Source organism: Cytobacillus eiseniae (assembly GCF_017874625.1).
GTDB classification, from domain to species: Bacteria; Bacillota; Bacilli; order Bacillales; family Cytobacillaceae; genus Cytobacillus; species Cytobacillus eiseniae.
Genome location: NZ_JAGIKZ010000010.1, coordinates 1 through 22,313, shown reverse-complemented (window position 1 = coordinate 22,313; position 22,313 = coordinate 1). Strand labels below are relative to the sequence as shown.

18 protein-coding genes are annotated in these 22,313 nt (G+C 36.6%); 11 read left to right on the top strand and 7 right to left on the bottom strand.

Annotated elements, in window-relative coordinates; all coding sequences use genetic code 11:
- Position 1: 1 nt before the first annotated feature.
- From J2Z40_RS10240 to J2Z40_RS10230, 3 genes are all read right to left on the bottom strand, one after another.
- A complete protein-coding gene (locus J2Z40_RS10240) occupies positions 2 to 1,744 on the bottom strand; it encodes a sensor histidine kinase (protein WP_066400038.1) in 1,743 nt (580 codons plus the stop codon).
- Between the two features lie 199 nt (positions 1,745 to 1,943).
- Positions 1,944 to 3,053, bottom strand: a complete 1,110-nt coding sequence (locus J2Z40_RS10235) for an ABC transporter ATP-binding protein (protein WP_066400041.1) — start codon at positions 3,051 to 3,053, stop codon at positions 1,944 to 1,946.
- Positions 3,054 to 3,166: 113 nt separating this feature from the next.
- A complete protein-coding gene (locus J2Z40_RS10230) occupies positions 3,167 to 4,069 on the bottom strand; it encodes a PucR family transcriptional regulator (protein WP_066400043.1) in 903 nt (300 codons plus the stop codon).
- A 404-nt stretch (positions 4,070 to 4,473) separates the two neighbouring features.
- On the opposite strand from J2Z40_RS10230, the gene wrbA reads away from it, so the two are divergent.
- Complete coding sequence (wrbA, locus tag J2Z40_RS10225) at positions 4,474 to 5,085, top strand: NAD(P)H:quinone oxidoreductase (protein ID WP_066400045.1); 612 nt, start codon at positions 4,474 to 4,476, stop codon at positions 5,083 to 5,085.
- A gap of 168 nt (positions 5,086 to 5,253) precedes the next feature.
- Positions 5,254 to 5,760: a hemerythrin domain-containing protein gene (locus tag J2Z40_RS10220; protein ID WP_162840517.1), complete on the top strand. Its 507-nt coding sequence runs from the start codon at positions 5,254 to 5,256 to the stop codon at positions 5,758 to 5,760.
- Positions 5,761 to 5,875: 115 nt separating this feature from the next.
- On the opposite strand, the gene J2Z40_RS10215 is transcribed toward J2Z40_RS10220, so the two are convergent.
- Positions 5,876 to 6,955 carry a metallophosphoesterase gene (locus J2Z40_RS10215; protein WP_066400048.1) on the bottom strand — a complete coding sequence of 360 codons (1,080 nt, stop codon included), beginning with the start codon at positions 6,953 to 6,955 and terminating at the stop codon, positions 5,876 to 5,878.
- Positions 6,956 to 7,265: 310 nt separating this feature from the next.
- Here J2Z40_RS10215 and J2Z40_RS10210 point away from each other — a divergent pair, with 310 nt between their 5' ends.
- Together J2Z40_RS10210 and J2Z40_RS10205 are read left to right on the top strand one after the other, a co-directional pair.
- Positions 7,266 to 7,442, top strand: a complete 177-nt coding sequence (locus J2Z40_RS10210; RefSeq protein WP_162840518.1) for an aspartyl-phosphate phosphatase Spo0E family protein — start codon at positions 7,266 to 7,268, stop codon at positions 7,440 to 7,442.
- Positions 7,443 to 7,694: 252 nt separating this feature from the next.
- The gene (locus J2Z40_RS10205) at positions 7,695 to 8,261 is read left to right on the top strand and encodes a hypothetical protein (RefSeq protein ID WP_066400049.1); all 567 of its coding nucleotides are present in this window, start codon (positions 7,695 to 7,697) and stop codon (positions 8,259 to 8,261) included.
- Between the two features lie 215 nt (positions 8,262 to 8,476).
- Here the strand turns inward: J2Z40_RS10205 and J2Z40_RS10200 are convergent, their stop codons facing one another.
- On the bottom strand, positions 8,477 to 8,665 hold the full coding sequence (locus tag J2Z40_RS10200; protein ID WP_066400052.1) for a hypothetical protein: 189 nt from the start codon (positions 8,663 to 8,665) through the stop codon (positions 8,477 to 8,479).
- A 542-nt stretch (positions 8,666 to 9,207) separates the two neighbouring features.
- Here J2Z40_RS10200 and J2Z40_RS10195 point away from each other — a divergent pair.
- Together J2Z40_RS10195 and J2Z40_RS10190 are read left to right on the top strand one after the other, a co-directional pair.
- The gene (locus J2Z40_RS10195) at positions 9,208 to 10,950 is read left to right on the top strand and encodes an ABC transporter ATP-binding protein (RefSeq protein ID WP_066400055.1); all 1,743 of its coding nucleotides are present in this window, start codon (positions 9,208 to 9,210) and stop codon (positions 10,948 to 10,950) included.
- Entirely contained in the window at positions 10,947 to 12,683 is a 1,737-nt protein-coding gene (locus tag J2Z40_RS10190; protein WP_066400060.1) for an ABC transporter ATP-binding protein, read from the top strand. Before J2Z40_RS10195 ends, J2Z40_RS10190 begins: the two co-directional genes overlap by 4 nt.
- A gap of 138 nt (positions 12,684 to 12,821) precedes the next feature.
- Here the strand turns inward: J2Z40_RS10190 and J2Z40_RS10185 are convergent, their stop codons facing one another.
- A complete protein-coding gene (locus J2Z40_RS10185; protein ID WP_162840519.1) occupies positions 12,822 to 13,523 on the bottom strand; it encodes a Crp/Fnr family transcriptional regulator in 702 nt (233 codons plus the stop codon).
- A 312-nt stretch (positions 13,524 to 13,835) separates the two neighbouring features.
- Between J2Z40_RS10185 and J2Z40_RS10180 the strand changes: the two genes are divergently transcribed.
- From J2Z40_RS10180 to J2Z40_RS10165, 4 genes are all read left to right on the top strand, one after another.
- Entirely contained in the window at positions 13,836 to 14,549 is a 714-nt protein-coding gene (locus J2Z40_RS10180) for an ABC transporter ATP-binding protein (RefSeq protein ID WP_066400063.1), read from the top strand.
- Positions 14,542 to 15,579 (top strand): ABC transporter substrate-binding protein, encoded by a 1,038-nt coding sequence (locus J2Z40_RS10175; RefSeq protein ID WP_066400065.1) that lies wholly within the window; start codon positions 14,542 to 14,544, stop codon positions 15,577 to 15,579. The genes J2Z40_RS10180 and J2Z40_RS10175 overlap by 8 nt, the downstream gene beginning before the upstream one ends.
- Positions 15,554 to 16,324, top strand: coding sequence for an ABC transporter permease (locus J2Z40_RS10170; protein WP_066400067.1), 771 nt, complete (start codon positions 15,554 to 15,556; stop codon positions 16,322 to 16,324). Before J2Z40_RS10175 ends, J2Z40_RS10170 begins: the two co-directional genes overlap by 26 nt.
- Before the next feature lie 314 nt (positions 16,325 to 16,638).
- Positions 16,639 to 17,799: an MFS transporter gene (locus J2Z40_RS10165; RefSeq protein ID WP_066400070.1), complete on the top strand. Its 1,161-nt coding sequence runs from the start codon at positions 16,639 to 16,641 to the stop codon at positions 17,797 to 17,799.
- A gap of 185 nt (positions 17,800 to 17,984) precedes the next feature.
- On the opposite strand, the gene J2Z40_RS10160 is transcribed toward J2Z40_RS10165, so the two are convergent.
- A complete protein-coding gene (locus J2Z40_RS10160; RefSeq protein ID WP_066400073.1) occupies positions 17,985 to 18,851 on the bottom strand; it encodes a TetR/AcrR family transcriptional regulator in 867 nt (288 codons plus the stop codon).
- Between the two features lie 97 nt (positions 18,852 to 18,948).
- Between J2Z40_RS10160 and J2Z40_RS10155 the strand changes: the two genes are divergently transcribed.
- A complete protein-coding gene (locus J2Z40_RS10155; protein WP_066400074.1) occupies positions 18,949 to 22,032 on the top strand; it encodes an efflux RND transporter permease subunit in 3,084 nt (1,027 codons plus the stop codon).
- Positions 22,033 to 22,313: the final 281 nt, after the last annotated feature.

The window sequence follows — 22,313 nt, the reverse complement described above, 5'->3', positions numbered from 1 at the left end:
TTTATTCCCCCGCATCAATTGGTATATAAAATGATATCCTTGTTCCTTTGTTTTCCTGACTTTCAATCAAAAACTCTTGATGCGAAATATCTTTGAAATACAATTGCAGGCGTTTATAGACATTTGAAATGGCCATTCCCTTCCCGCTTGATGAGGAAATCCCGCCAGTTTCCATCGATTGAATGACCCACTTCAGCCGCTCCTGATCCATGCCAGAGCCATTATCGATCACATGGATGCAGATTTGTTCCTTGCCTTGCATTTTAATCGGTTCAACCGTTACTGAAATCTGGCAATCTCCAGCTTTTTTTCCAGCCCCATGCAAGATTGCATTTTCTACTAAAGGCTGAATGATAAGTTTAGGTATTCTCACAAGCTCGTATTCTTTCGGAATAGAAGCATGCCATTGTAATCGATCACCGAAGCGCATAATCATAATTTCCATATAGTTTCCGATATGCTGGATTTCATCTTTTAAAAAGACCCAATCATCATCGGTTTCTTTCGTAATGGTATAACGATACAAATTTGACATGGCCACAACAAGCTCTGATAACTCTTCTTCCCCTTTTTCCTCAAGTGACCAATGAAGCGCATCTAATGTATTGAAGAGAAAATGTGGATTAATTTGTGCTTGCAGGGCTTTCAATTCACTTTGATTCCTTAGGATTTCTTTTTGATAAACCATCTGAATGAGATGATTGGTTTCTTTCACAAGCTGATTGTACGTATAGTTTAATTCATTAATTTCATTTACTGAATACACATTTGCACTCATTGTTAATGAACCTTCTCCAGCACGCTGCATCGTTTTTGTTAGACGTAAGATGGGTCTCGTGATAATCGTTGAAAGGAAGAAGGAGCAAATGGTAAAAATCAAACCTCCAACTACACCGGATAAAATAATCCCTGTCCGAATGCCTGAGATTCCCTTTGTGAGTGCGCTTACAGGTGTTAGAATAATGACCGTCCAACCAGTAAGTTCAGATGTTTGCTTAGTTACCATGTAATCTCGCTCATTTAGTTGAAGAATGTTTTCTGTGCTTTCAATAATACTATTTATGTCTCCGTTATAATTTTGAATAATTGGCTTTTGATCTTGATCCAAAAGAATGGATGATTGATCGTTTTCATACAACTCATTGGCAAAGTAAAAGTGTTCGCGGTTAATATAGAGCAGTAGATAGCCTCCATTCTGATATTGCCGTTCCATTAAATTTACCCTGCGGATAGCAATAAAGTTATTCTTATCATGTGGATCATCACCTATCCATACCATGTTTCCTTTTGCATTATTTGCCTGTCTAATCCACTTACTATCCACTTGATTGATTGTTGACCCTTCGCCAAGGGGAAGAACACGCTGGTGATTAGCGGAAAAAAGTTGAACAGAAACGACCCCATCTGTATTCCCCATAATTCGATTCACATGTCCCATTAACTTTTGTCGGTCAATAAAGGCTAGTTCTTTTCCGTCATCAACATCTGTTAATATCCTTTGGACCTCTTTATCGGTGATCATAAGCTTTGAGGACATATTAATTTGATTGTATAGGGTTTCCATTCTGCCATTTGCTTCAATGGCTAATTGCTGGAATTGTTTTTCTGCGTTATTTTTTAATAGAGTAGAAACTTGTTTTAACGTAAGCAGACTAACAATCAGTAGAACGATAATCATAACTAGGATAAAAATAAATAGGATTTGGTTGCGCAATGTATTCCATTTTTTTAGTTGATTTAGCATGAATGGTTGCCTTTCTTTAAGAGGTAGTAATTGCTTCAATCCTAAAAACAATAGAGTAAGTAAATTTAGTTATATTTTACCATGGTTATGGAACATTAAAAACATTAGTTTGTTTAATAGATAAACTAATTGTGAAACAAACAAAAACCCCGAATGATTAAAAGCACCGTTCATTCGGGGTTTTTTCGTATCTATGATTTTAAGGGTTCTCTGTACGAATTCTCTTTTCAGTTTCTTTATCGAAGAAGTGTAAATTATTTATATCAAGGGCAAGTTCGATTTTACTCCCAGCTGTAATATGTGTCCGTGCATCGATGCGAGAAATAAGTGGTTGGCCTTCTAGTGTAGAGTATATCATTGTTTCTGCTCCTGTTAGCTCGGATACGTCTACAGTAATATCAATCGTAGCATTTTTGTAAGTATCAATAAATATTTGTTCATTGTGGAAATCCTCTGGACGTATACCTAGTACGATTTCTTTGCCAACATATCCTTCCTGGCGCAGTACCTTCATTTTTCCTTCTGGAATGGCAATTGTTTTGTTTCCAATAACAAATTTCTCATTGTCTAACTTTCCGTTAAAGAAGTTCATGGCCGGAGAACCAATAAAGCCGCCGACAAAAACATTTTCTGGTTTATCATAGACTTCTTTTGGTGATCCTACTTGTTGGATAATCCCATCCTTCATTACTACAAGTCGAGTGGCCATTGTCATAGCCTCCGTTTGATCATGTGTAACATAAATGGTTGTTGTATTCAAACGACGATGAAGCTTAATAATCTCAGTTCGCATTTGCACACGGAGTTTTGCATCAAGATTGGATAATGGTTCATCCATTAAGAAAACTTTTGCATCACGAACAATGGCACGGCCTAAAGCTACACGCTGGCGCTGACCACCGGAGAGTGCTTTCGGCTTGCGCTTTAAGTAATCCTCTAACCCTAATATTTTAGCGGCTTCCTTTACACGACGGTCAATTTCGGCTTTCGGAAATTTTCGAAGTTTTAGTCCAAAAGCCATATTATCGTAAACAGTCATATGTGGATAGAGGGCGTAGTTCTGAAATACCATGGCGATGTCGCGATCCTTTGGAGCAACATTGTTTACGAGCTGATCATCAATGTAGAAGTCTCCTTTGGAAATTTCCTCAAGGCCAGCAATCATTCGAAGAGTAGTAGATTTTCCACATCCGGATGGACCAACAAAGACGATGAATTCTTTATCCTGAATATGAAGATTGAAATCATTTACTGCTGTTACCTTATTGTCGTAAGTTTTATAAATATGTTCTAATCTTAATTCTGCCATCTTTTTCTACCTCCTAATGTAAGGGTTTACAATACTAATCTATCAATTACCAATTATTTACGCATTGGCAAACTGCACAAAATCCTTCATACCCTTTTTATGCATATTGCTCATTAATCCATGTCTTTTGCTAATAAACAGGCAAGATAAACGGTAAATACGCTTTTAAAATCATTTAAATCGATGTTCGTTTTTTTAGAGAATTGATTCAGGCGATATTTTAATGTATTTCTGTGGATGTAAAGCTTCTTAGATGCAAGGGAAGTATTGGAATGATGTTCAAAATAAGCTTCTATCGTTTTCCTTAGCTCAGGATCCTCATTTAAGACTTGAATGACATCATTATAAAGTAATTTGCTAGATGTTTTGGGCAGATTGAAGGCTAATAATGTTGGGAAAATCTTTTCAAAAGAAAGAATTCGTTCTTTCAAAGGGTGATTCATTGCATGAACAAAGAGCTCTCTTTCAAGAAAGAAAGTTTCTCTTAGTGCAACTGAGCCCGTTCGGAATTTCCCGATATAAAAAAGAGATTTAATGTAAAAGTCACTTTCAAGTGTGGCAGAAATTGAGTGGAAATCATTTTCTTCGTAAGCTGTCTTTGACTTTTCCTCAATAATAATTCCGTTCGTTTCATCTATCCAAATAAAGGCTAAACAATGGTGGAAAAATTCCTTTATTGCTTCTTCAACATCAGTAAGATCTTTGTCGATTTTGTTAATTTGGAATTGGATGAACCGGATTGTGGTGTCACTATTTAAAGGGAAAGAATGTTCATGAAAAAGAAATGCATGCCAATCCTTAGCGGATCCAGTTAAATGAACTGGGGAATTCGGATTGACCCTTTCTAATAAGCTGCTTAACAATTCAAGCTGATCCTTCTTTATTTCTGATTTTAGAACGCCTAGCCAAAAGGGATTATTATAATCCTTAAACCAGTAATAGCGTTTATCATTTGATACAGGTGGGGTTTCTGTTACGATTGACGACGGAAAATATGATTGTAACCTCTTTAACATTGCTTTAATCCCTCATTTTGAAAATAGCATCTATTTTTTGTCCTTATATAGGAAAATATAAATTTAAATGTTGTGGATAACTTTGCGACAAGTTCTGCGTCCAGCTCCAGCGCCTACCCCCTCGAGGTCACAAGCCAATCCTCCCAGAAAGGTAAAGGACACCTTTCCGTGAGGCTCGTCTTGTGCTTGTCGGGGGTGATCAAGGCGCTTGCGCTTTTGTTCATTATAACGCAAAAGTAATATGAAGCGTGAGATAGTATTTCTCTAACTAACAATCAACCTATTTGTAAAAATTAACTACGTTGAAAGAATAGAAATAGAAATGGAACGAGATACTAGTTGTTGTATGAAAATAGCACGACTACTCGTGTTAGGGAAACTTAATAATGAAGGAGAATACCAAAATGACCAATGTAAAATTAGCAGTCGTTTTTTACAGTATGGGCGGAACCAATTATCAATTAGCGAAATGGGCTGAAGAAGGGGCAAAAGAAGCTGGGGCAGAAGTGAAGGTTTTGAAAGTACAAGAACTAGCACCGGATTCAGTTATCCAAGGAAACGAAGGATGGAAAGCCACTGTGGAAGCGACAAAAAATGTCCCAGTCGCAACATCAGAGGATCTCGAATGGGCGGATGCGATTATCTTTAGTGTACCTACTCGATTTGGTAATATCTCATCACAAATGAAGCAATTCCTTGATATACAAGGCGGGCTATGGGCGACTGGAAAGACAGTGAATAAAGTAGTAAGTGCAATGACTTCTGCACAAAATCCACATGGTGGTCAAGAAGCAACCCTTTTATCATTATATACTTCAATGATGCACTGGGGAGCGATCATCGTTCCACCTGGTTTCACAGATCCATCCGTCATGGTTGCAGGAGGAAACCCATACGGGACAAGTGTAACTGTTGATCAAAATGGAAAAATGATTGAGGATGTTGAAGGGGCTGTTAAGCATCAAGCGAAACGAACAGTAACAGTTGCCGAGTGGGTTAAAAAAGGCCATCAATAAATTGAACAGAAAGAGTCAATCCTATTTGATTGGCTCTTTTCTACTGTTTTCCTGCATTTCACTTTATGATGAACATCACAAAACTTTCGGACCTTTTGGCGTATGCTTAAAGAAATGTTAATAAGTCATTATAGATGAATTGAAGGGAAGATGAGGAGGGATTTGGCGATGGATGATGGAAATGGAATCTTAAGTGCTCCGCTGCAACAATTAAAGGATGAGCATATTTTCCTTCGTGCACAAATGGATCAGTTCTATGAGCTTGCAGAAGACATCGAATTTGATTCAGGTCCTGCTGTTATTCAACTGTTCGCAAAATTACATGAGCAGGTGTTAGCGTTCACTGAAGAATTGAAGGTCCATTCAAAACGAGAGGAAGAAGGCTTGTTCCCGATGATGATCCGCTGCCTTGGAGAGAATGACAATACTATTGAAGTGATGGAAGAAGAACATGAAAAGGCAGAGGGGCATTTACAGAATTTTCTAACAGAAGCCCATCAGATGGGTTCGGCCATTGATGACGATGCTGCCCAGTGGATAACTGTGTATGCTGTTCAAGCTCATGCTACTTTAACACAACATTTTGCTAAGGAAGAAAAAATGCTGTTTCCATTAGCGGAAAAGATTCTATCAGCTGAAGACAAAGAGGAGCTTGAACGATTGCTCCAAGGATAATAAATCGTTATAGAATAGAAGATTGAAAGTTTTATCGATAAATGAGTGGACTGTCAGATTCATAACAAAAATTAATCAGTGGGGGATCATGTTCCCCTACTGACCTATGTTCACTTTATTCAAATGTGACGTTAATCACCATGACTTCTGCTTGGCTACCGATTCTTAGGGCTGGGCCCCAAAGACCGAATCCAGATGAAGTGAAGGAATGCAGCTGCTCCTTTTGAAGATAGCCCCAATCATTTTCATATAACCGCTGGGTAATTAAGTGGGCTGGTGCAAGCTGGCCTCTATGGGAATGTCCAGAGAATATCATGTCCACCCTGTTTTCTTGTGCGATCGAAATTTCTCTTGGCTGATGGTCTAATACAATAATGGGTTTCTCTGTATCCACGTCTTTCATTAATTCTTCGATCGACTTTCGGTTAGGAGCGGAATAATCCATTCTCCCGATAAGAACAATTTCATCTTCTACTAAGATGGTTTCATCCATTAAGTACGCAATGCCACTTTTATCTAGTTCGCTTTTTAATTCTAAATTATGTCCACCATAATCATCATGATTGCCTGGTACAGCGAAAACACCATAAGGTGCTGTTATTTTCTCCATCGTTTCGGATAATTTATTTTCAACATACGGAGTGATATCATCGTTAATAATATCACCTGGCAGGAAAACGATATCAGGTTTCACATCCTCAACGATCTTCACAAGTTTTTCAATATGATTATTTCCAACGACTGTTCCAATATGCAAGTCTGAAGCCATGAGAATCTTTAAGTTCTTGTTCCCCATATTAACAGGTTTATCGATTGTCACTTCATATTCGCGAACAACCGGCGTCCAAGCGTTATATGAGCCGTAAATGAATACAAATGCGAAAAAGGCAAGAACAGCAACACCGATGCCAACCTTCCATTTCTTTTTTGTCAAAAAATAGACTAAGTTAGCAATAGGCAATAGTAGAATTCCATAACCAACAATAACAAGCCAATACCCGCCAATCATTTCTAAAATAGCAGAGTTCATCCAAAAGGCAACAAAAAATGATAGGGAAAGGCATGTAATTAATGTAATATACAACTTTTTATACTTGAATGAAAAAGCGGCTTTTAGCCATTTCCACCCATTGTAGCCAATATAAAAACAGATACAAAAGTAGAGCAGCAAAAATACAATAAAGAATAATGCCATTTATTAACTCCTTTTTAAATAGTTTAAGAACTCTTTATAAAATATATTAAACGATCGTTATTCAATTTAAAAATAAAAGGATTGTTACTAAGAGTGAATCATCCCTGAAGAGGTAATAAATTTAACGAAAACTCATATTTATTCACTGGAATATGTGAGAGGTGAATGAAAAAGGGGATCGAACGTTCGTTTAATAACTAATATAAGCAACGTGAAAAATAAATAATTAAAAATGTGTAATTCATCACACACAAATTCAAATTATATTGATATTATCGGAAGGTATTTACTGTTAAGGGAGTTTTTTCTTATGCTGCATGCTAATAGCGAACATAGTCTTCTAGTAATAATTAAAAGCTTGAGAGAAGAAATGATTAGAATTGGCAACTCAGAAGGACTCAGCAATGAACAAACATTAAAAGTCAGCCAAAAGCTTGATTACTATATTTTAAAATACCAAAAGTTAATTCACAGATCAGGCTTATAGGTAAGGCTAGCTACTCGTAATTGATATACGAATTAGCTAGTCTTTTATTTATATTGTAAAATCTTTGCTCATCAACTGTGCATTTTGAGTTATTTGTAAGTATTGATGACCATTGTTTTTCGGATTGAGAAATAGCTTGCTCCAATCCTTTTTTGAATCTCCTTCAATCCATTTTAAGTTGGGTGTAACTGTTTAATTAGAAATACGTCTGTTAAAGGGCATATGTAAGTAAATATTGAATGAGGTGATGACATGAAGAGGGTTGTTCGATATTTTCTATTCATTTTCATCGGTATGATTCTAATAAGCGCCTCGCCTACTTATACAAGTGCTTGCTCTTGTGCAGAGTTGCCAAGTGTTGAGGAAGAATTAGAGCGTTCAAAAGCTGTTTTTAGTGGAAAAGTTGTTTCAGTAAGGGAAAAAGGATATGGGAAAGGGCATGCACCTAAATCAGTCCTCTTTGAAGTATCGAATACTTGGAAGGGGGTTCAACAATCACAAATAATTATTACAACAGGATTAGGTGGCGGGGATTGTGGAATTGATTTTAAAGTAGGAGAAGAGTACCTCGTCTATGCCAATGAATCAACAATGTATGGAAAGAGTTCACTTGTCTCGATTATTTGTGACCGCACGAATAAAATAAGTTTGTTGCAAGAGGATTTAGCCATACTTGGCGATGGCCAGCCGCCGATGGAACAAGTTGATTTAAGTCGGGAACATAGTGGAAGTTCATTTTACTCTTGGATACTCGTGATCATTGCGATTAGTGCAGTTGGGATTTTCTTTATTAGAAGGAGTAAAAAGAATCGTAAATAATCGGGTAAAGAGATTGATTTCCATATGGAAGATTGTAAAAGGGACTGAAATAGTGAACGGTGATGCTCAATGGGAATCATTGCTATAAATGTTTATTCATTTACTTGATGGGAATGAAACTCGAATGGGGTTAGGAAAAGTTGATACATGTGAAGAATTCATTTAAAAAGCATCATCGTTCATTTTCGATACAAATGGGCGATGATGCTTATTTTTTATAGCCAGCTCTCAGGAGTCAAGAATACTTCAGTTACGACTGAGAAGAATACAACTGCAAGGATAATGCCTAACTTATACATCCCTTTTTTCGTTAGTTTATTATGTGTGATGCTTTCTTTTCTAGTAATGACAAGAGCAGCGATTAATCCAATGATAACAACTGTAAAAGAAAAATAGCCTATCATTCATTTCAACCCCTTATTAAAATTGATTTGAATTAGCAAATGTTCGTGATGCAAAAGTGTAAAAATAATGTCAATAAATATTATAAACGTACTTACCGTAAAAAAGTATGGATGATATGTGAACATTGAGATTTGTTAATCATTCTTATACTTAGAAAAAACATTATCCGACTATTGACAATTATATGAAAATGATGGTAATCTTCAATAACACTAAACAATTATGATGAAAGGGGGTAAGGGCAGTGAGAGATCTTCAAGCATGTTCAATGATTAATAACTTCATATATTGTCCTTGCCCTTTCGTTGTATAATTGTAAATTTCTATGCAATGAAGGTATAGGCCGACTTCTATACCTTTTTCGAGAGATGCTTGCTCTTTTAGGGTAGGCATCTTTTTTATTGCTAAGTTTTTAGTGAATAAGCGTAAAAAGGGAGTAGTTAAGTATGTGGATCAAACAAAGATTATTTATTTTTAAAGCAGTATTGCTGGATAGTGGGTAGCTGCTTTGTATTAGCAGAAAAAGAAAGAGGGTATGGAAATGTTTGATGTATTAAGTAAGCTGAGCTGGTTTTTTAAGCAGTCATGGAAGCAATATACGATTGCTGTGTTCTTATTAATAATTGCTACTATATTGGAAGTCATCCCACCATATTTACTTGGTTCCATTATTGATATTTTGACGATAGGTGAAATGACTAAGGAAATATTAACCCAATATATTCTTATATTTATTGGAATTATTGTTATCGGCTATTTTTTGAATTTTTTCTGGCAATACCGTTTGTTTGAAGGGGCGCTTAATCTTGAGAAGTTGATGCGTCGTAAATTAATGCTGCAGTTCTTAAGGATGACACCTACCTTTTATGAGAAAAACCGTACAGGAGATCTGATGGCACGAGCAACCAATGATTTAAATGCCGTTTCATTAACTGCGGGATTTGGGATCATGACATTAATTGATTCTACTTTATTTTTGGGAACAATTATTTTTGCGATGGGATTTATGATTTCATGGAAGTTAACAATTTTGGCGATGCTGCCAGTGCCGGTCATGGCTGTGTTAATTCAGTATTTAGGAAAGCTTGTACATGAAAGATATATGAAGGCACAGGATGCATTTGGAGAATTAAATGATCGTGTTTTAGAATCTGTTGCAGGTGTACGTGTGATTCGTGCTTATGTACAGGAGAAAAAGGATGAAAGCAAATTTGCGGATATGAGTGAAGAAGTGTATGAAAAATACATGCATACGGCAAAGATAAATGCCTTATTTGGGCCGATTACAAAAATCGGCACAGGCATTAGCTATGTTGTCGCACTTGGCTATGGTGCTTTTCTTGTTTCAACAGGAGAAATGTCTGTCGGCCAGCTCGTTACATTTAACGTGTATTTAGGGCTTGCAGTATGGCCGATTTTTGCTATCGGTGAATTAATCAATGTCATGCAGCAAGGGAATGCCTCACTCGATCGAGTGCAGGAAACACTTGAATATGAAGCAGATGTACAAAATGCGAAGGATCCTGTGATGATCAAGAATCCGAATGTAATTGGCTTTGATGATTTGATGTTCCAGTACCCTACTAGCCAGGTGAAAAACTTGCAGCAAATTTCTCTTTCTTTAAGAAAAGGGGAAACACTTGGAATTGTAGGGAAAACAGGAGCAGGCAAGACAACGTTCCTAAGACAATTGCTGCGTGAGTATCCGCTTGATGAAGGTCAATTAAATATTGGTGGAATCGATATCGCTTCGCAGACAAAGGAGCAAATTCTTGATTGGATCGGGTATGTTCCACAGGATCATGTGCTATTTTCAAGAACAATTCGAGAGAATATTTTATTCGGGAAAGAAGATGCAACAGATGCCGAGTTAAGGAATGCCATTCAACTCGCATACTTTGAAAAGGATTTGGAAAACTTACCGAGAGGTCTTGAAACGCTTGTTGGTGAAAAGGGAGTTTCACTGTCAGGAGGACAAAAGCAACGTGTGTCCATTGCTCGTGCGCTTATTAAAGATCCCGAAATATTGATTCTTGATGATTCCTTGTCAGCAGTTGATGCTAAAACAGAAGCGAGTATTATCAAAAATATTCAGAATGAACGTCAAGAGAAAACGACGATCATTACAACTCATCGTTTATCCGGTGTGCAGCATGCTGATCAAATTATCGTGCTAGACGAGGGGCAAATTACTGAGCAAGGTACACATGATGAATTGCTTAGACTAAATGGCTGGTATAAGGAACAATTTGACCGTCAACAGCTCGAAGGAGGCGCGTCATGAGCACAAGTAAACGATTAACGAAATATGCGATGTATTATAAAGGACCGATTTTCCTCGGATTATTTTTCTTAACTCTTGCTGTGTTCACGGAACTTGCAGGTCCATTCATCGCTAAATACATTATTGATGAGTATATGGTAATTGGCCAGATTGAGATTAAGCCAATTGCTTGGCTGCTTTGTCTATTTTTTATCTTATCCATTGCAACAGCGATCCTTCGATATTTCATGTATATTTATTTGCAAATTGGTGCAAATCGAGTCATACAGAAATTGCGTAAGGACGTATTTGGCCATATTCAAACCTTGCCTATACAGTATTTTGATCATCTTCCAGCTGGGAAAATTGTTGCGCGTGTCACAAATGATACAGAAGCAGTAAGGAATTTGTATGTACAAGTGCTTGCGAATTTTGCAACAAGCTTCATTTCAATTTTTGGTGTATATATTGCTTTATTTATCTTGAATTGGAAGATGGCGTTGATTGCATTAGTCATGGTTCCGGTTGTCTATCTTTGGATGATTATCTATCGGAAATTTGCATCTAAATACAATGAAGTAATTCGGACGAAAATTGCTGATTTGAATGCGATGATTAATGAATCCATTCAGGGAATGACGATTATTCAAGCCTTCCGTCGTGAAAAGCAAATGACGAAGGAATTTGATGAGATGAATGAAGTGCATTATGCATATGGAAGAAAACTATTATTCTTGGATTCAGCGACATCCTTTAATCTAGTAAATACGTTACGTTTGATCATGTTTACTATTTTTATTATCTATTTTAGTACACAATCATTAAGTGGTGTTGAAGTTGTTTCCGCAGGAACGTTATATGCATTCGTGGATTACTTAACAAAATTGTTTAATCCAATCACGAATATAGTGAATCAATTCTCACAGCTGGAGCGCTCACTTGTTGCGGGAAAGCGTGTATTTGAAGTATTAGATACAACAGGGGAAGACGTATCGGATGAAACGATGCCTAGATATGATGGGCATGTCGTATTTGAAGATGTATCATTTGCCTATAAAGAGAATGAATATGTGCTAAAAAACCTGTCGTTTGAAGCGAAGCGTGGGGAAACAGTTGCACTTGTCGGTCATACAGGTTCTGGTAAAAGCTCAATCATGAATCTTTTGTTTCGTTTTTATGATCCATCAAAAGGAAAGATCCGGATTGATGGAATGGACGTAACAGCTTTGCCGAGGCAAACGATCCGTCAACATATGGGGATTGTATTACAGGACCCATATTTATTCACAGGTACCATTGCTTCAAATGTTAGTTTGAATGACCCGGCAATTACACGTGAGAAAATTAAAGAGGCGCTAGAAGCAGTTGGAGCAGAGAGAGTGCTAAAGAATCTTGAAAAAGGGATGGATGAACCAGTAATTGAAAAGGGGAGTACGCTTTCGTCTGGTCAGCGTCAGCTCGTTTCATTTGCACGAGCACTTGCCTTTGATCCTGCGATTTTAATCTTGGATGAAGCAACATCGAATATCGATACTGAAACCGAGGAAATTATCCAGCATGCCATGGAAGTGCTGAAAAAAGGCCGTACAACATTTATAATTGCCCATCGTCTTTCAACGATCAAAAATGCTGATCGCATCCTCGTATTGGACCGAGGCGTTATAAAGGAACAAGGTACTCATGATGAACTGCTCGCTCAAAACGGCATCTACAACCAAATGTATCAAATGCAAGCAAAATCACTGCAAGTATAAGGACAGGGGACAGGAACCCTGTCCTTTTTTCTGTGATGGGGCAGGGGAAGATAAGTTAAACCAAATGTTAGGATTTTCCATTTTGATTATAAAAATTAGGAGTGTTTTAGTGCTCTATATTTTTCACCTTATCTTATTTCAGTCTTCATTACTGATCTCTGCTTTTAAAGCTTCTTTTCTAATAATTAATCTCCCTTCTTTGTCTCTTTCGATAAGGTTTTTTTCATATAAGGAATTCATAATTCTGCTGATTGTTTCGCGTGTTGCTCCTAGCATGTTAGCAATTTCGGTGTTATGAAACCTTTCTAGTAAAAGAACATTCTTATTGGAGAGAGTAACCCCATATTTATTTGATAGCCTAAGAAGCTGTTTAATCACCTGTTCATATGTAGTGTTCACTAATTTCTCTTCTAATCTATTTTGGAAGTCAGTTAGTTTATCACCAGTAATGCGCAGAAGGTTTAAACATACGATAGGGTGTTTAAGTAGGAAGGTTTCAATCCTATTGACGGGTAAATAAAAAAGCAGTGTATTTTCTTCTACTAATGCATTAGCTGGGTATTTTCTGCTGTTAAAAAAGTGTCCAATATGAGGGAATATATCCCCACTACTATAAATATTTACAATTTGGATTTTCGCTTGATTACTAATTTTATAGATTTTAACTTTGCCTTCTACTAGAAAATAGATGGATTGTAATTCATCGTCCGTGCGAAAAATATACTCATTTTTTTTCAATGTTTGTTGTTTTAAATAGAAAGAAATATCCTTTAACTCGTCATTGTTTAGATGTTCAAAGATCGGAAATTTTTTGAGATCCAATTGGATATTATTATTCATTCTCATATTACCCTCCGAAAAAAATTACAAAAATCGTGATTCATTTAACGTATATTGATAATGATAATCATTTACAATGATAATAACAATACCTTTGAAAGTATTCTCATGTAATGGAGGGAAGTTTTTGAAATAAGCTCATTTATTTTGGGGATGGAATGATATTTAAAATGATTGAAAATGCTCGAAAGGAAAAAGATGATGAAGATTGATTATTTAAGCTAATTAAGATATTTGATAAAAATAAAGATTTTTATGGCCATGTAACTATGTTAGCAGCAAAATAATGTACTTATATAGAGTGAGGACGGCATGGATACTTTAATTGAGTTTAATAATGTCACAAAAAAATACAAAAATACGACTGTTCTTGATAAAGTCAGCTTTCAGCTCAGAAAGCAAGAGGTTGTTGCGTTATTAGGGCCTTCAGGTTGTGGGAAAACAACCATATTGAATATTGCAGCTGGTTTGACTGAATTGACTACAGGTGAAGCATTTGTCCATACAAATCAAGTAGGATATATTTTTCAGGAGCCGCGATTGCTTCCTTGGAAAACAGTTCTCGAAAATCTTTTATTTGTCATTGGAAAAGGTGAAGAATCTCAGAAAATGGCTTTTGATGCTTTAGCGAAGGTTGGGTTAGAAAATGTTCATGACTCCTATCCAAGTCAATTATCAGGTGGGATGAGGCAGCGCATATCGATTGCAAGGGCTTTAGCTTTTCATCCTCAACTCATTCTGATGGACGAGCCGTTTTCAGCATTGGACATTTTAATTAAAAAAGAAATTCAAAATGATTTACTTTCGATTATTGATGATAATCGACTTGGGGTCATGTATGTGACACATGATGCCGAGGAAGCTGCGAGAATTGCGGATCGTATTCTATTACTTCATGACAAACCATGCAGAGTGAAAAAGGAAGTGACCGTTCAAATTACCCGTCAAGAAAGAAGCGACCGATTTATAAAACAGTTAACTTGTGAGTTGTGTAACTGCTTATTAGGAGGAGAATTGGATGAATAAAGTAATGTTTCGAACAGTAGTAACTATTCTTATTGTATTGTTATTAGGTGCATGCTCATCAAATGAATCTGATAAAAAAGGTGATGAAGCAAAGGTAGAAGAAGAAACCGAAGAGATCTCTGTAACGGAAAATCTAGCCATTCAAGCTCCTGCAGGTGTATCGATAGCGGCTCCTATTTATAAAATTATAGAAGATAATCATTTAGGTGATACCGTAGAGGAAATTAGCTTCATGACTTGGAATACACCTGATGAATTAAGAGCAAGAATTAGTAGTAATCAGGTTCAGGTTTCAGCAGTGCCGACATATGTTGGTGCCAATTTGTATAATAAAGATGTAGACATTAAGTTAGTGAATACACTAATTTGGGGAATTTTGTATATGATTGGACCCGAGGGTGAAGAGGTTTCCTTGAAAGATTTGAAAGGAAAAACAATACATGTTCCATTCAAAGGAGATATGCCTGACTTAGTCTTTAAATATTTGCTTAATAAAAACAATATTCAAATGGAGGAACTGAATATCGAGTATACTTCAACTCCTCAAGAAGTTGTTCAGCTGCTTGCAGCGGGAAAGGCAGAGTATGCGATTTTGCCTGAACATACAGCATCATTAGCGTTAGCAAAGGCGAAAAAAGAAGGAAAGAACTTGCAGAAGGCATTGAGTCTTCAAGATGAATGGGCTGCTGCAACAGGTAAGGAAGCGCGAATTCCACAAGCAGGGATCATTGTGAGTGGTAAGTTAATTGAATCAAATCCGGAGGCTGTTGAAAATCTTCAAAATCAGCTTATGGAGTCTATTGCTTACTTAAATGAGTCTCCAGAGGAAGCGGCTAAAGTAGTTGCGAAATATCAGGATGGATTGGAGCCAGCTTTTATCCAAAAGCTTATTCCTTCCTTGAATTTAAAGTTTGTAACAGCAAAAGAAGCGAAGGAAGAACTCGAATTTTTCTTCTCAGAACTAGCGACTATTTCTCCAGATATAATTGGAGGGAAGCTCCCAGATGAAGGGTTCTATTACGAAAAATAAACATAGTTATTTCATGCAAGCAGTAACTATCGTTTTCATTCTGATTATATGGGTCATTCTCTCTAATCAATTCCCTAGTATTCTCATTCCATCACCGGTAGAAACGTTTCAAGGGTTCCTTTCTTTAGTTGAAAGTGGTGAATTATTCGAGCAGCTCCTGACGTCTATAACGAGAATGGCAATTGGTTTTACGATTGGTATGGTTCTGGCTACCGGATGTGGTTTGTTAGCGGGAAAATATCCATTACTATATGAAGCGTTTCGACCTATTATCTCTATATTATTAGGAATTCCACCGATTATACTCGTTGTGTTAGCAATGGTTTGGTTTGGAACAGGTTCATTGATTCCAATTCTTGTTGTTAGTGTGCTAGTATTTCCAACATTTTTTCTAAATACGGCAGATGGCTGGAGAAACATTGATTCTCAATTATTGGAGATGGCTAAATTATACAATCGCTCACCATTACAAGTATTAAAAGATATTATCATTCCAAGTCTAACTGTGCCGATTTTTACAGCTATTTCTTTAGCTGCTGGGAGTTCGGTAAGAATTACAATTATGGCTGAGCTACTAGGATCTGATAATGGTATAGGGGCATCACTGTCCTATGCAAGAATTAATATTGACACGGCAAAGGTTTTCGCGTGGACATTATTAAGTATCCTTATTATTATTGCAATTGACTATCTTGTCATTAATCCTTTTAAAAAAGTTATTTTACGGTGGAAAGTAAAGGAGTAGAGGGACATGGGATATTGTCCCTCTTTACTTATGAAATATTAAATAGAAGCTCGTTTCTATTATTAATTACGCCTTCTCGTATTAAATCCTAAACTACCCCTCATTTAGTAAGCTTTTCATATGTAACTCTTTTTATATAAGCTATATGTTTGGAGGCCGTTTCGATAAGTCAAATATTAAGAATCACAGGAGTCTCATAAAAATATTGATTGAATTTGATAATATTTCTTTTAAATCGTAGAAATTGTCTCTCTCTCCTTTTATCGTATATACTATTGCTTATACATTTGTATGGAAAGAGAGAAATTACAAAAATGAGAAAACAAAATACAACATTAGCGATTTTACTTGTGAATTTATTTATCGCGTTTTTAGGCATTGGACTCGTCATTCCAGTATTGCCGACTATTATGAATGAACTGAAATTATCAGGATCAGTTGTTGGCTATATGGTTGCGGCATTTGCAATTGCCCAATTGCTTGTATCCCCACTTGCGGGTCGATGGGCAGACCAGTTTGGTCGTAAAAAAATGATCATTCTTGGGTTATTATTTTTTAGTGTTTCGGAATTTTTATTTGGAATAGGGAAAGTAGTTGAGGTACTCTTTATTTCTCGTATACTTGGTGGGGTAAGTGCGGCGTTTATTATGCCTGCTGTAACAGCGTTTATTGCTGATATTACAACTATTGAGACACGTCCGAAAGCACTTGGTTATATGTCAGCAGCGATTTCAACTGGTTTTATTATTGGACCGGGACTGGGCGGTTTTTTGGCTGAGGTTGGCACACGTATTCCATTTTATTCAGCAGCAGCGTTAGCCATGATTGCGGCTATCTTATCAATGATTACTCTCAGGGAACCAGAGCGTAATCAAGAAGAGGCAGTGGGAGAGCAAAAGTCAGGAATTAAGCGGATTTTTTCACCGATGTATTTCATTGCTTTCATGATTATTCTCATTTCTTCATTCGGTTTAGCTTCATTTGAATCCTTCTTTTCTCTGTTTGTTGATCATAAATTCAGTTTCACTCCGAAGGATATTGCGATTGCGATTACAGGTGGAGCAATTATTGGGGCGATTGCGCAGGTTGCCTTATTTGATCGTTTAACAATGTTATTTGGAGAAATTCGTCTGATTCGCTATTCTCTTATCTTTTCAGCTATTCTGGTTATGCTTATGACTGTAGTTACCTCATATGCAAGCATTTTAATTGTTACCTTTGTTATTTTTGTCGGATTTGATTTAATGCGACCAGCCGTTACCTCTTATTTATCGAAAATTGCTGGAAAAGATCAGGGGTTTGTGGGCGGAATGAACTCAATGTTTACAAGCATTGGGAATGTGTTCGGACCGATTATTGGTGGCATCCTATTTGATATCGATTTAAATTATCCGTATTATTTTGCAGCAGTCTTTCTTGTCATTGGTATTGGGCTCTCTCTTGCTTGGAAACAGCCATCACATATGAAGGGATAAGGATTATAGAGGCTGGGATATAACTAATTTATCTGTGTCCAAAGCCGACTCATTTTTATTAGCTAAATACAGAAAGCCGAACTATTGTAGAATGCAGTGTTAGCATTTCTAATAATCGTTCGGCTTTTTAGTTGCTGAAAACCTTTTGTTCCAGCCTCTATAATTTTGGGGGTTATTCACTATTTTTATGAGAAACAAGATGAGACATTTATCCCTCCATCCTGCATAAAGTAATTACTTAAGATATAAGCAATGCCTTTACAATGCGGATGGTTCTGGATGTTTTTCAGTAAGCCTTGTACAATTGCAGGATGTAAGGATGTCTCTAGTACATGTTGATTTAAAAGGATTAACGATTCTTTTTCAGTGGATTCATCCAGCTCTTCTATTTTTTGTAGGAGGATTTCGGAAATCTGCTCCTTGGAATTTTCATCATTGTTTGATAGTTTAAAGATTTCCATCATCTCTTTTGATATAAACGGAGTTGTAGTATTTGTCGCAATTAAATTTGTTTTTTCAGCAAGTGATTGAGATAATAAATCTATATCTATAGGTCCTTTATTCAATATAAAAAATGCAGAGTAACTATTCATCAGCCCTTTAATCGTATAAATTAAATCATATTTTGTATCGATCACTCTGTCTCCATATATTTGTTCAATAAGTGAAAGGATGATCTCATCCATTAAGCGATCATAATGGCGCATTTTATTAATAAGTTCTTTATTAAATGAATGTGATTGCTCTTTCATAAAAATTTTAGCAAAATTAGCATGGGTGTGAAATGACTGAAATGTTGTTTGGAAAAAGGAGAATAAGAGCTCCTGTTTATTTTGTGTATTTTTGACTGTGTAGTCAATATCAGAAATAATTTGTATCATAAAGTGATCAATAAGTGCAATAATTAATTCGTCCTTTGATTTAAATGCTAAATAAAAGGCACCTTTTGAAATCCCGCAATAATCAGTTATTTGCTGGATGGGTGTGGCTTCAATTCCTTGGATGGCAAATAGCTCCAAGGCTTTTTCCATTATCAATTGTTTCTTAATCATAATATTTATCGCTCCTAAGCCTTTATATTGACAAATGACTCATTGGTCATTATTATAAGGAAATGAGCTTATTAAGTCAATGAGGGTAGGTGTAAGAGTGAAAGGATTAGTTAATTTCGTCCTAAAGAATAAATTAGCCGTTTGGTTACTAACAATCATCATTACCGTTTCTGGAATTTATTCAGGTACTCAAATGAAAACAGAAACCATTCCGGATATTTCCATCCCGTATTTAATGGTAATGGGGGTTTATCCAGGTGCGACTCCAGAACAAGTAATGGAAGATGTCTCGATGCCTTTGGAGAAAGCCATCGAAAACTTAGAAGATGTGAAATCGGTATACTCTAATTCCTATTCGAATATGTCAAGCATTCAAGTTGAATATGATTATGGAATTGATATGGCAGAGGCAAAACGTGCATTAGAATCTGCATTAGATGCAGTTACTTTACCGGAAAATGCACAGGAACCTACAATTACAGCAATTAGCATGAACATGATGCCAGTAGTTGCTCTAAGTGTAAGTAGTAAGACAGAAGATATTGTAGAATTAACTTCAACAGTAGAGGATGTACTTCTTCCGAAAATCGATAAAATTGACGGAGTTGCATCAACGACAATTACTGGTCAACATATTGAAGAAGTAGAATTGACTTATAATGAAGAAAAAATGACGGAACTTGGCTTAACGGAAGATACGGTTAAGCAAATGATTCAAGCTAGTGACCTTGCTGTGTCATTAGGCCTTTATGAATTTGAAGAAGGTGAGCAAGCTGTATCTGTTGATGGCAAGTTCATGACAGCTGATGAATTAAAGGAAATGCTTATTCCCGTTACACCATCAGAGTCACAGCCGCTTCCTTTTGTAAAGCTTAGTGATATTGCTACTATTGAGGTAGTAGGTAAAGTGCAATCTGTATCGCGTACAAATGGAGAAAATGCCATTGCGATCCAAATTGTGAAAGGACAGCAAGCAAACACGGTTGATGTTGTAAATAGTGTGAAGGAATTAGTTGAAGAAGAAGAAGCAAAAATTGAAGGACTTGTTGTAGATATTTCACTTGACCAAGGGGCACCAATTGAAGAATCGGTCATGACGATGGTTGAGAAAGCATTATTTGGTGGATTAATTGCCGTATTAATTATCCTTTTATTCTTGCGTGATGTGAAGTCAACGATTATCTCGATTGTTTCCATCCCAGTGTCGATTTTTATGGCGTTACTTCTGCTTCATTGGTTAGATATTACATTAAATATTATGACGCTCGGTGCCATTACTGTTGCAATTGGGCGTGTTATAGATGACTCCATTGTTGTAGTTGAAAACATTTATCGTCGTCTACACTTAAAAGAAGAAAAATTATCAGGGCGTGCCCTTGTACGTGAAGCAACAATTGAAATGTTCAAGCCAATTTTATCTTCCACATTAGTTACGGTTGCTGTATTTGCTCCATTAATTTTTGTTGGTGGAATGGTTGGCGAGCTATTCATGCCATTTGCTCTAACGATGACATTTGCATTAGGCGCATCATTAATTGTTGCTATTACCATCGTTCCAGCAATGTCTCACTTCCTATTTAAGAAAAAACTATATAGTGAAAAGACAGAAAGCAGTCATAAAGAAGTAGGGAAACTAGCTAATTGGTATAAAGGAATCTTAAATCGTACCCTTAACCATAAAATCATTACATCGATTATTGCTATATTATTACTAGTGGGTAGTGTAGCATTAACTCCATTAATCGGTTTTAGCTTCCTGGGCAGTGAGGAAGAAAAGGTTATGTACTTAACCTATACCCCTGAAACAGGTGAGTTATTAGATGATACTTTAACAAATGTAGCGGATGTTGAAGATGAGCTTCTAAAAAGAAAAGATATTGATATCGTTCAAGTGTCCATCACTGAAAGCGGGGATCCGATGACAGCGATGATGGGTGGCGGCGGAAATGGTGCCCTCATGTACCTCATCTTTGATCCAGAAATGAAAGATTTCCCCGAAGTTCGTGAAGAAATCGAAGAGTATGTATTCAATATTGGACAATCGGGTGAATGGAAGAGCCAAAATTTCTCTTCTATGTCGATGTCAACAAATGAAGTCAGCTACACATTCTATAGCGAAGATTTAAATAAATTAAATGATGCTGTAGCAATGGTAGAAGAGGCAATGAAAGATATTGATGGATTAAAAGATATCTCATCAAGTACGGAAGATGCATATGTTGAGTATACATTTGAAGTTGAACAAGATGAATTATTGCAATATGGTTTAACAACTGGTCAAATTGTGATGATGTTAAATCCTATACGTACACAGGATGTATTAACAACAGTTGAGAAAGACGGAAATACAATTGAAGTGATTGTTCAACAAGAAAAAACAGAACAGCCTAAATCAATTGATGATCTTTTAGCGACAGAAGTACAAACAGCACTAGGTATGTCAATGCCTCTATCTGAGCTTGTGACTGTCAAGGAAGGAACCACATTAAATACACTTGCACGTAGTAAAGGAGAATACTACGCAACGGTATCAGGTACGATTGTGGATGATGATATTTCGAAAGCAACATCTAAAGCAGACAAAGAAATTGATAAATTAGATTTACCAAAAGGTGTAACAGTTGGTGTAGCTGGTGTGCAGGCAGATATGACAGAAACATTTACACAGCTTGGTGTAGCGATGCTTGCGGCTATTGCGATTGTTTACTTCATTCTTGTCGTTACATTTGGTGAAGGTCTGGCTCCATTTGCGATTCTATTCTCGCTTCCATTCGCTGTAATTGGTTCATTTGTTGGACTATTAATAGCCGGGGAGACGATTTCTGTATCTGTAATGATGGGATTATTAATGTTAATTGGGATCGTCGTTACAAATGCAATCGTTCTTGTCGATCGAATTATTCGCATGGAACATGAGGGTCTAAGCTTGCGTGAAGCTATTTTAGAAGCAGGAGCTACACGTCTACGACCAATCTTAATGACAGCTATTGCTACAATCGGTGCTTTAATCCCATTAGCAATTGGCTCTGGCGGTGGCGGTCTAATTTCTAAAGGCCTTGGTATTACAGTAATTGGTGGGTTAATAAGCTCTACAGCGTTAACACTAATTATTGTACCAATCGTATATGAGTTCCTATCAAAGCTATTTAAGAAAAATCGTAAAGAAATTGAAGAAAACTAATAATGAACCCCCCTACAAAATGTTTATTTTGTAGGGGGTTTTTAATGTAGACTGATAGAATGCTGAAATGGATGAAGTATTTTTGATGATTGCGATAGAATTCCGAATGAATGAAAAAATGGGAGAAAGAGTCTTCGATAGGGTTGATAGAACCCCAAGCGAACGAACAAGCGGGCGAAAGAGTCTTCAATAGTGCAGATAGAACCCCGAACGAACGAAAAAACAGGCGGAAGAGTCCTCAATAGGGTTGATAGAACCCCGAACGAACGAAAAAATGGGCG

Bases quoted from the DNA above. Each gene is read 5' to 3' on its own strand.
- J2Z40_RS10240 (WP_066400038.1), bottom strand. From the start codon at position 1,744: ATGCTAAATCAACTAAAAAAATGGAATACATTGCGCAACCAAATCCTA.
- J2Z40_RS10235 (WP_066400041.1), bottom strand. From the start codon at position 3,053: ATGGCAGAATTAAGATTAGAACATATTTATAAAACTTACGACAATAAG.
- J2Z40_RS10230 (WP_066400043.1), bottom strand. From the start codon at position 4,069: ATGTTAAAGAGGTTACAATCATATTTTCCGTCGTCAATCGTAACAGAA.
- wrbA (WP_066400045.1), top strand. From the start codon at position 4,474: ATGACCAATGTAAAATTAGCAGTCGTTTTTTACAGTATGGGCGGAACC.
- J2Z40_RS10220 (WP_162840517.1), top strand. From the start codon at position 5,254: ATGGATGATGGAAATGGAATCTTAAGTGCTCCGCTGCAACAATTAAAG.
- J2Z40_RS10215 (WP_066400048.1), bottom strand. From the start codon at position 6,955: ATGGCATTATTCTTTATTGTATTTTTGCTGCTCTACTTTTGTATCTGT.
- J2Z40_RS10210 (WP_162840518.1), top strand. From the start codon at position 7,266: ATGCTGCATGCTAATAGCGAACATAGTCTTCTAGTAATAATTAAAAGC.
- J2Z40_RS10205 (WP_066400049.1), top strand. From the start codon at position 7,695: ATGAAGAGGGTTGTTCGATATTTTCTATTCATTTTCATCGGTATGATT.
- J2Z40_RS10200 (WP_066400052.1), bottom strand. From the start codon at position 8,665: ATGATAGGCTATTTTTCTTTTACAGTTGTTATCATTGGATTAATCGCT.
- J2Z40_RS10195 (WP_066400055.1), top strand. From the start codon at position 9,208: ATGTTTGATGTATTAAGTAAGCTGAGCTGGTTTTTTAAGCAGTCATGG.
- J2Z40_RS10190 (WP_066400060.1), top strand. From the start codon at position 10,947: ATGAGCACAAGTAAACGATTAACGAAATATGCGATGTATTATAAAGGA.
- J2Z40_RS10185 (WP_162840519.1), bottom strand. From the start codon at position 13,523: ATGAATAATAATATCCAATTGGATCTCAAAAAATTTCCGATCTTTGAA.
- J2Z40_RS10180 (WP_066400063.1), top strand. From the start codon at position 13,836: ATGGATACTTTAATTGAGTTTAATAATGTCACAAAAAAATACAAAAAT.
- J2Z40_RS10175 (WP_066400065.1), top strand. From the start codon at position 14,542: ATGAATAAAGTAATGTTTCGAACAGTAGTAACTATTCTTATTGTATTG.
- J2Z40_RS10170 (WP_066400067.1), top strand. From the start codon at position 15,554: ATGAAGGGTTCTATTACGAAAAATAAACATAGTTATTTCATGCAAGCA.
- J2Z40_RS10165 (WP_066400070.1), top strand. From the start codon at position 16,639: ATGAGAAAACAAAATACAACATTAGCGATTTTACTTGTGAATTTATTT.
- J2Z40_RS10160 (WP_066400073.1), bottom strand. From the start codon at position 18,851: ATGATTAAGAAACAATTGATAATGGAAAAAGCCTTGGAGCTATTTGCC.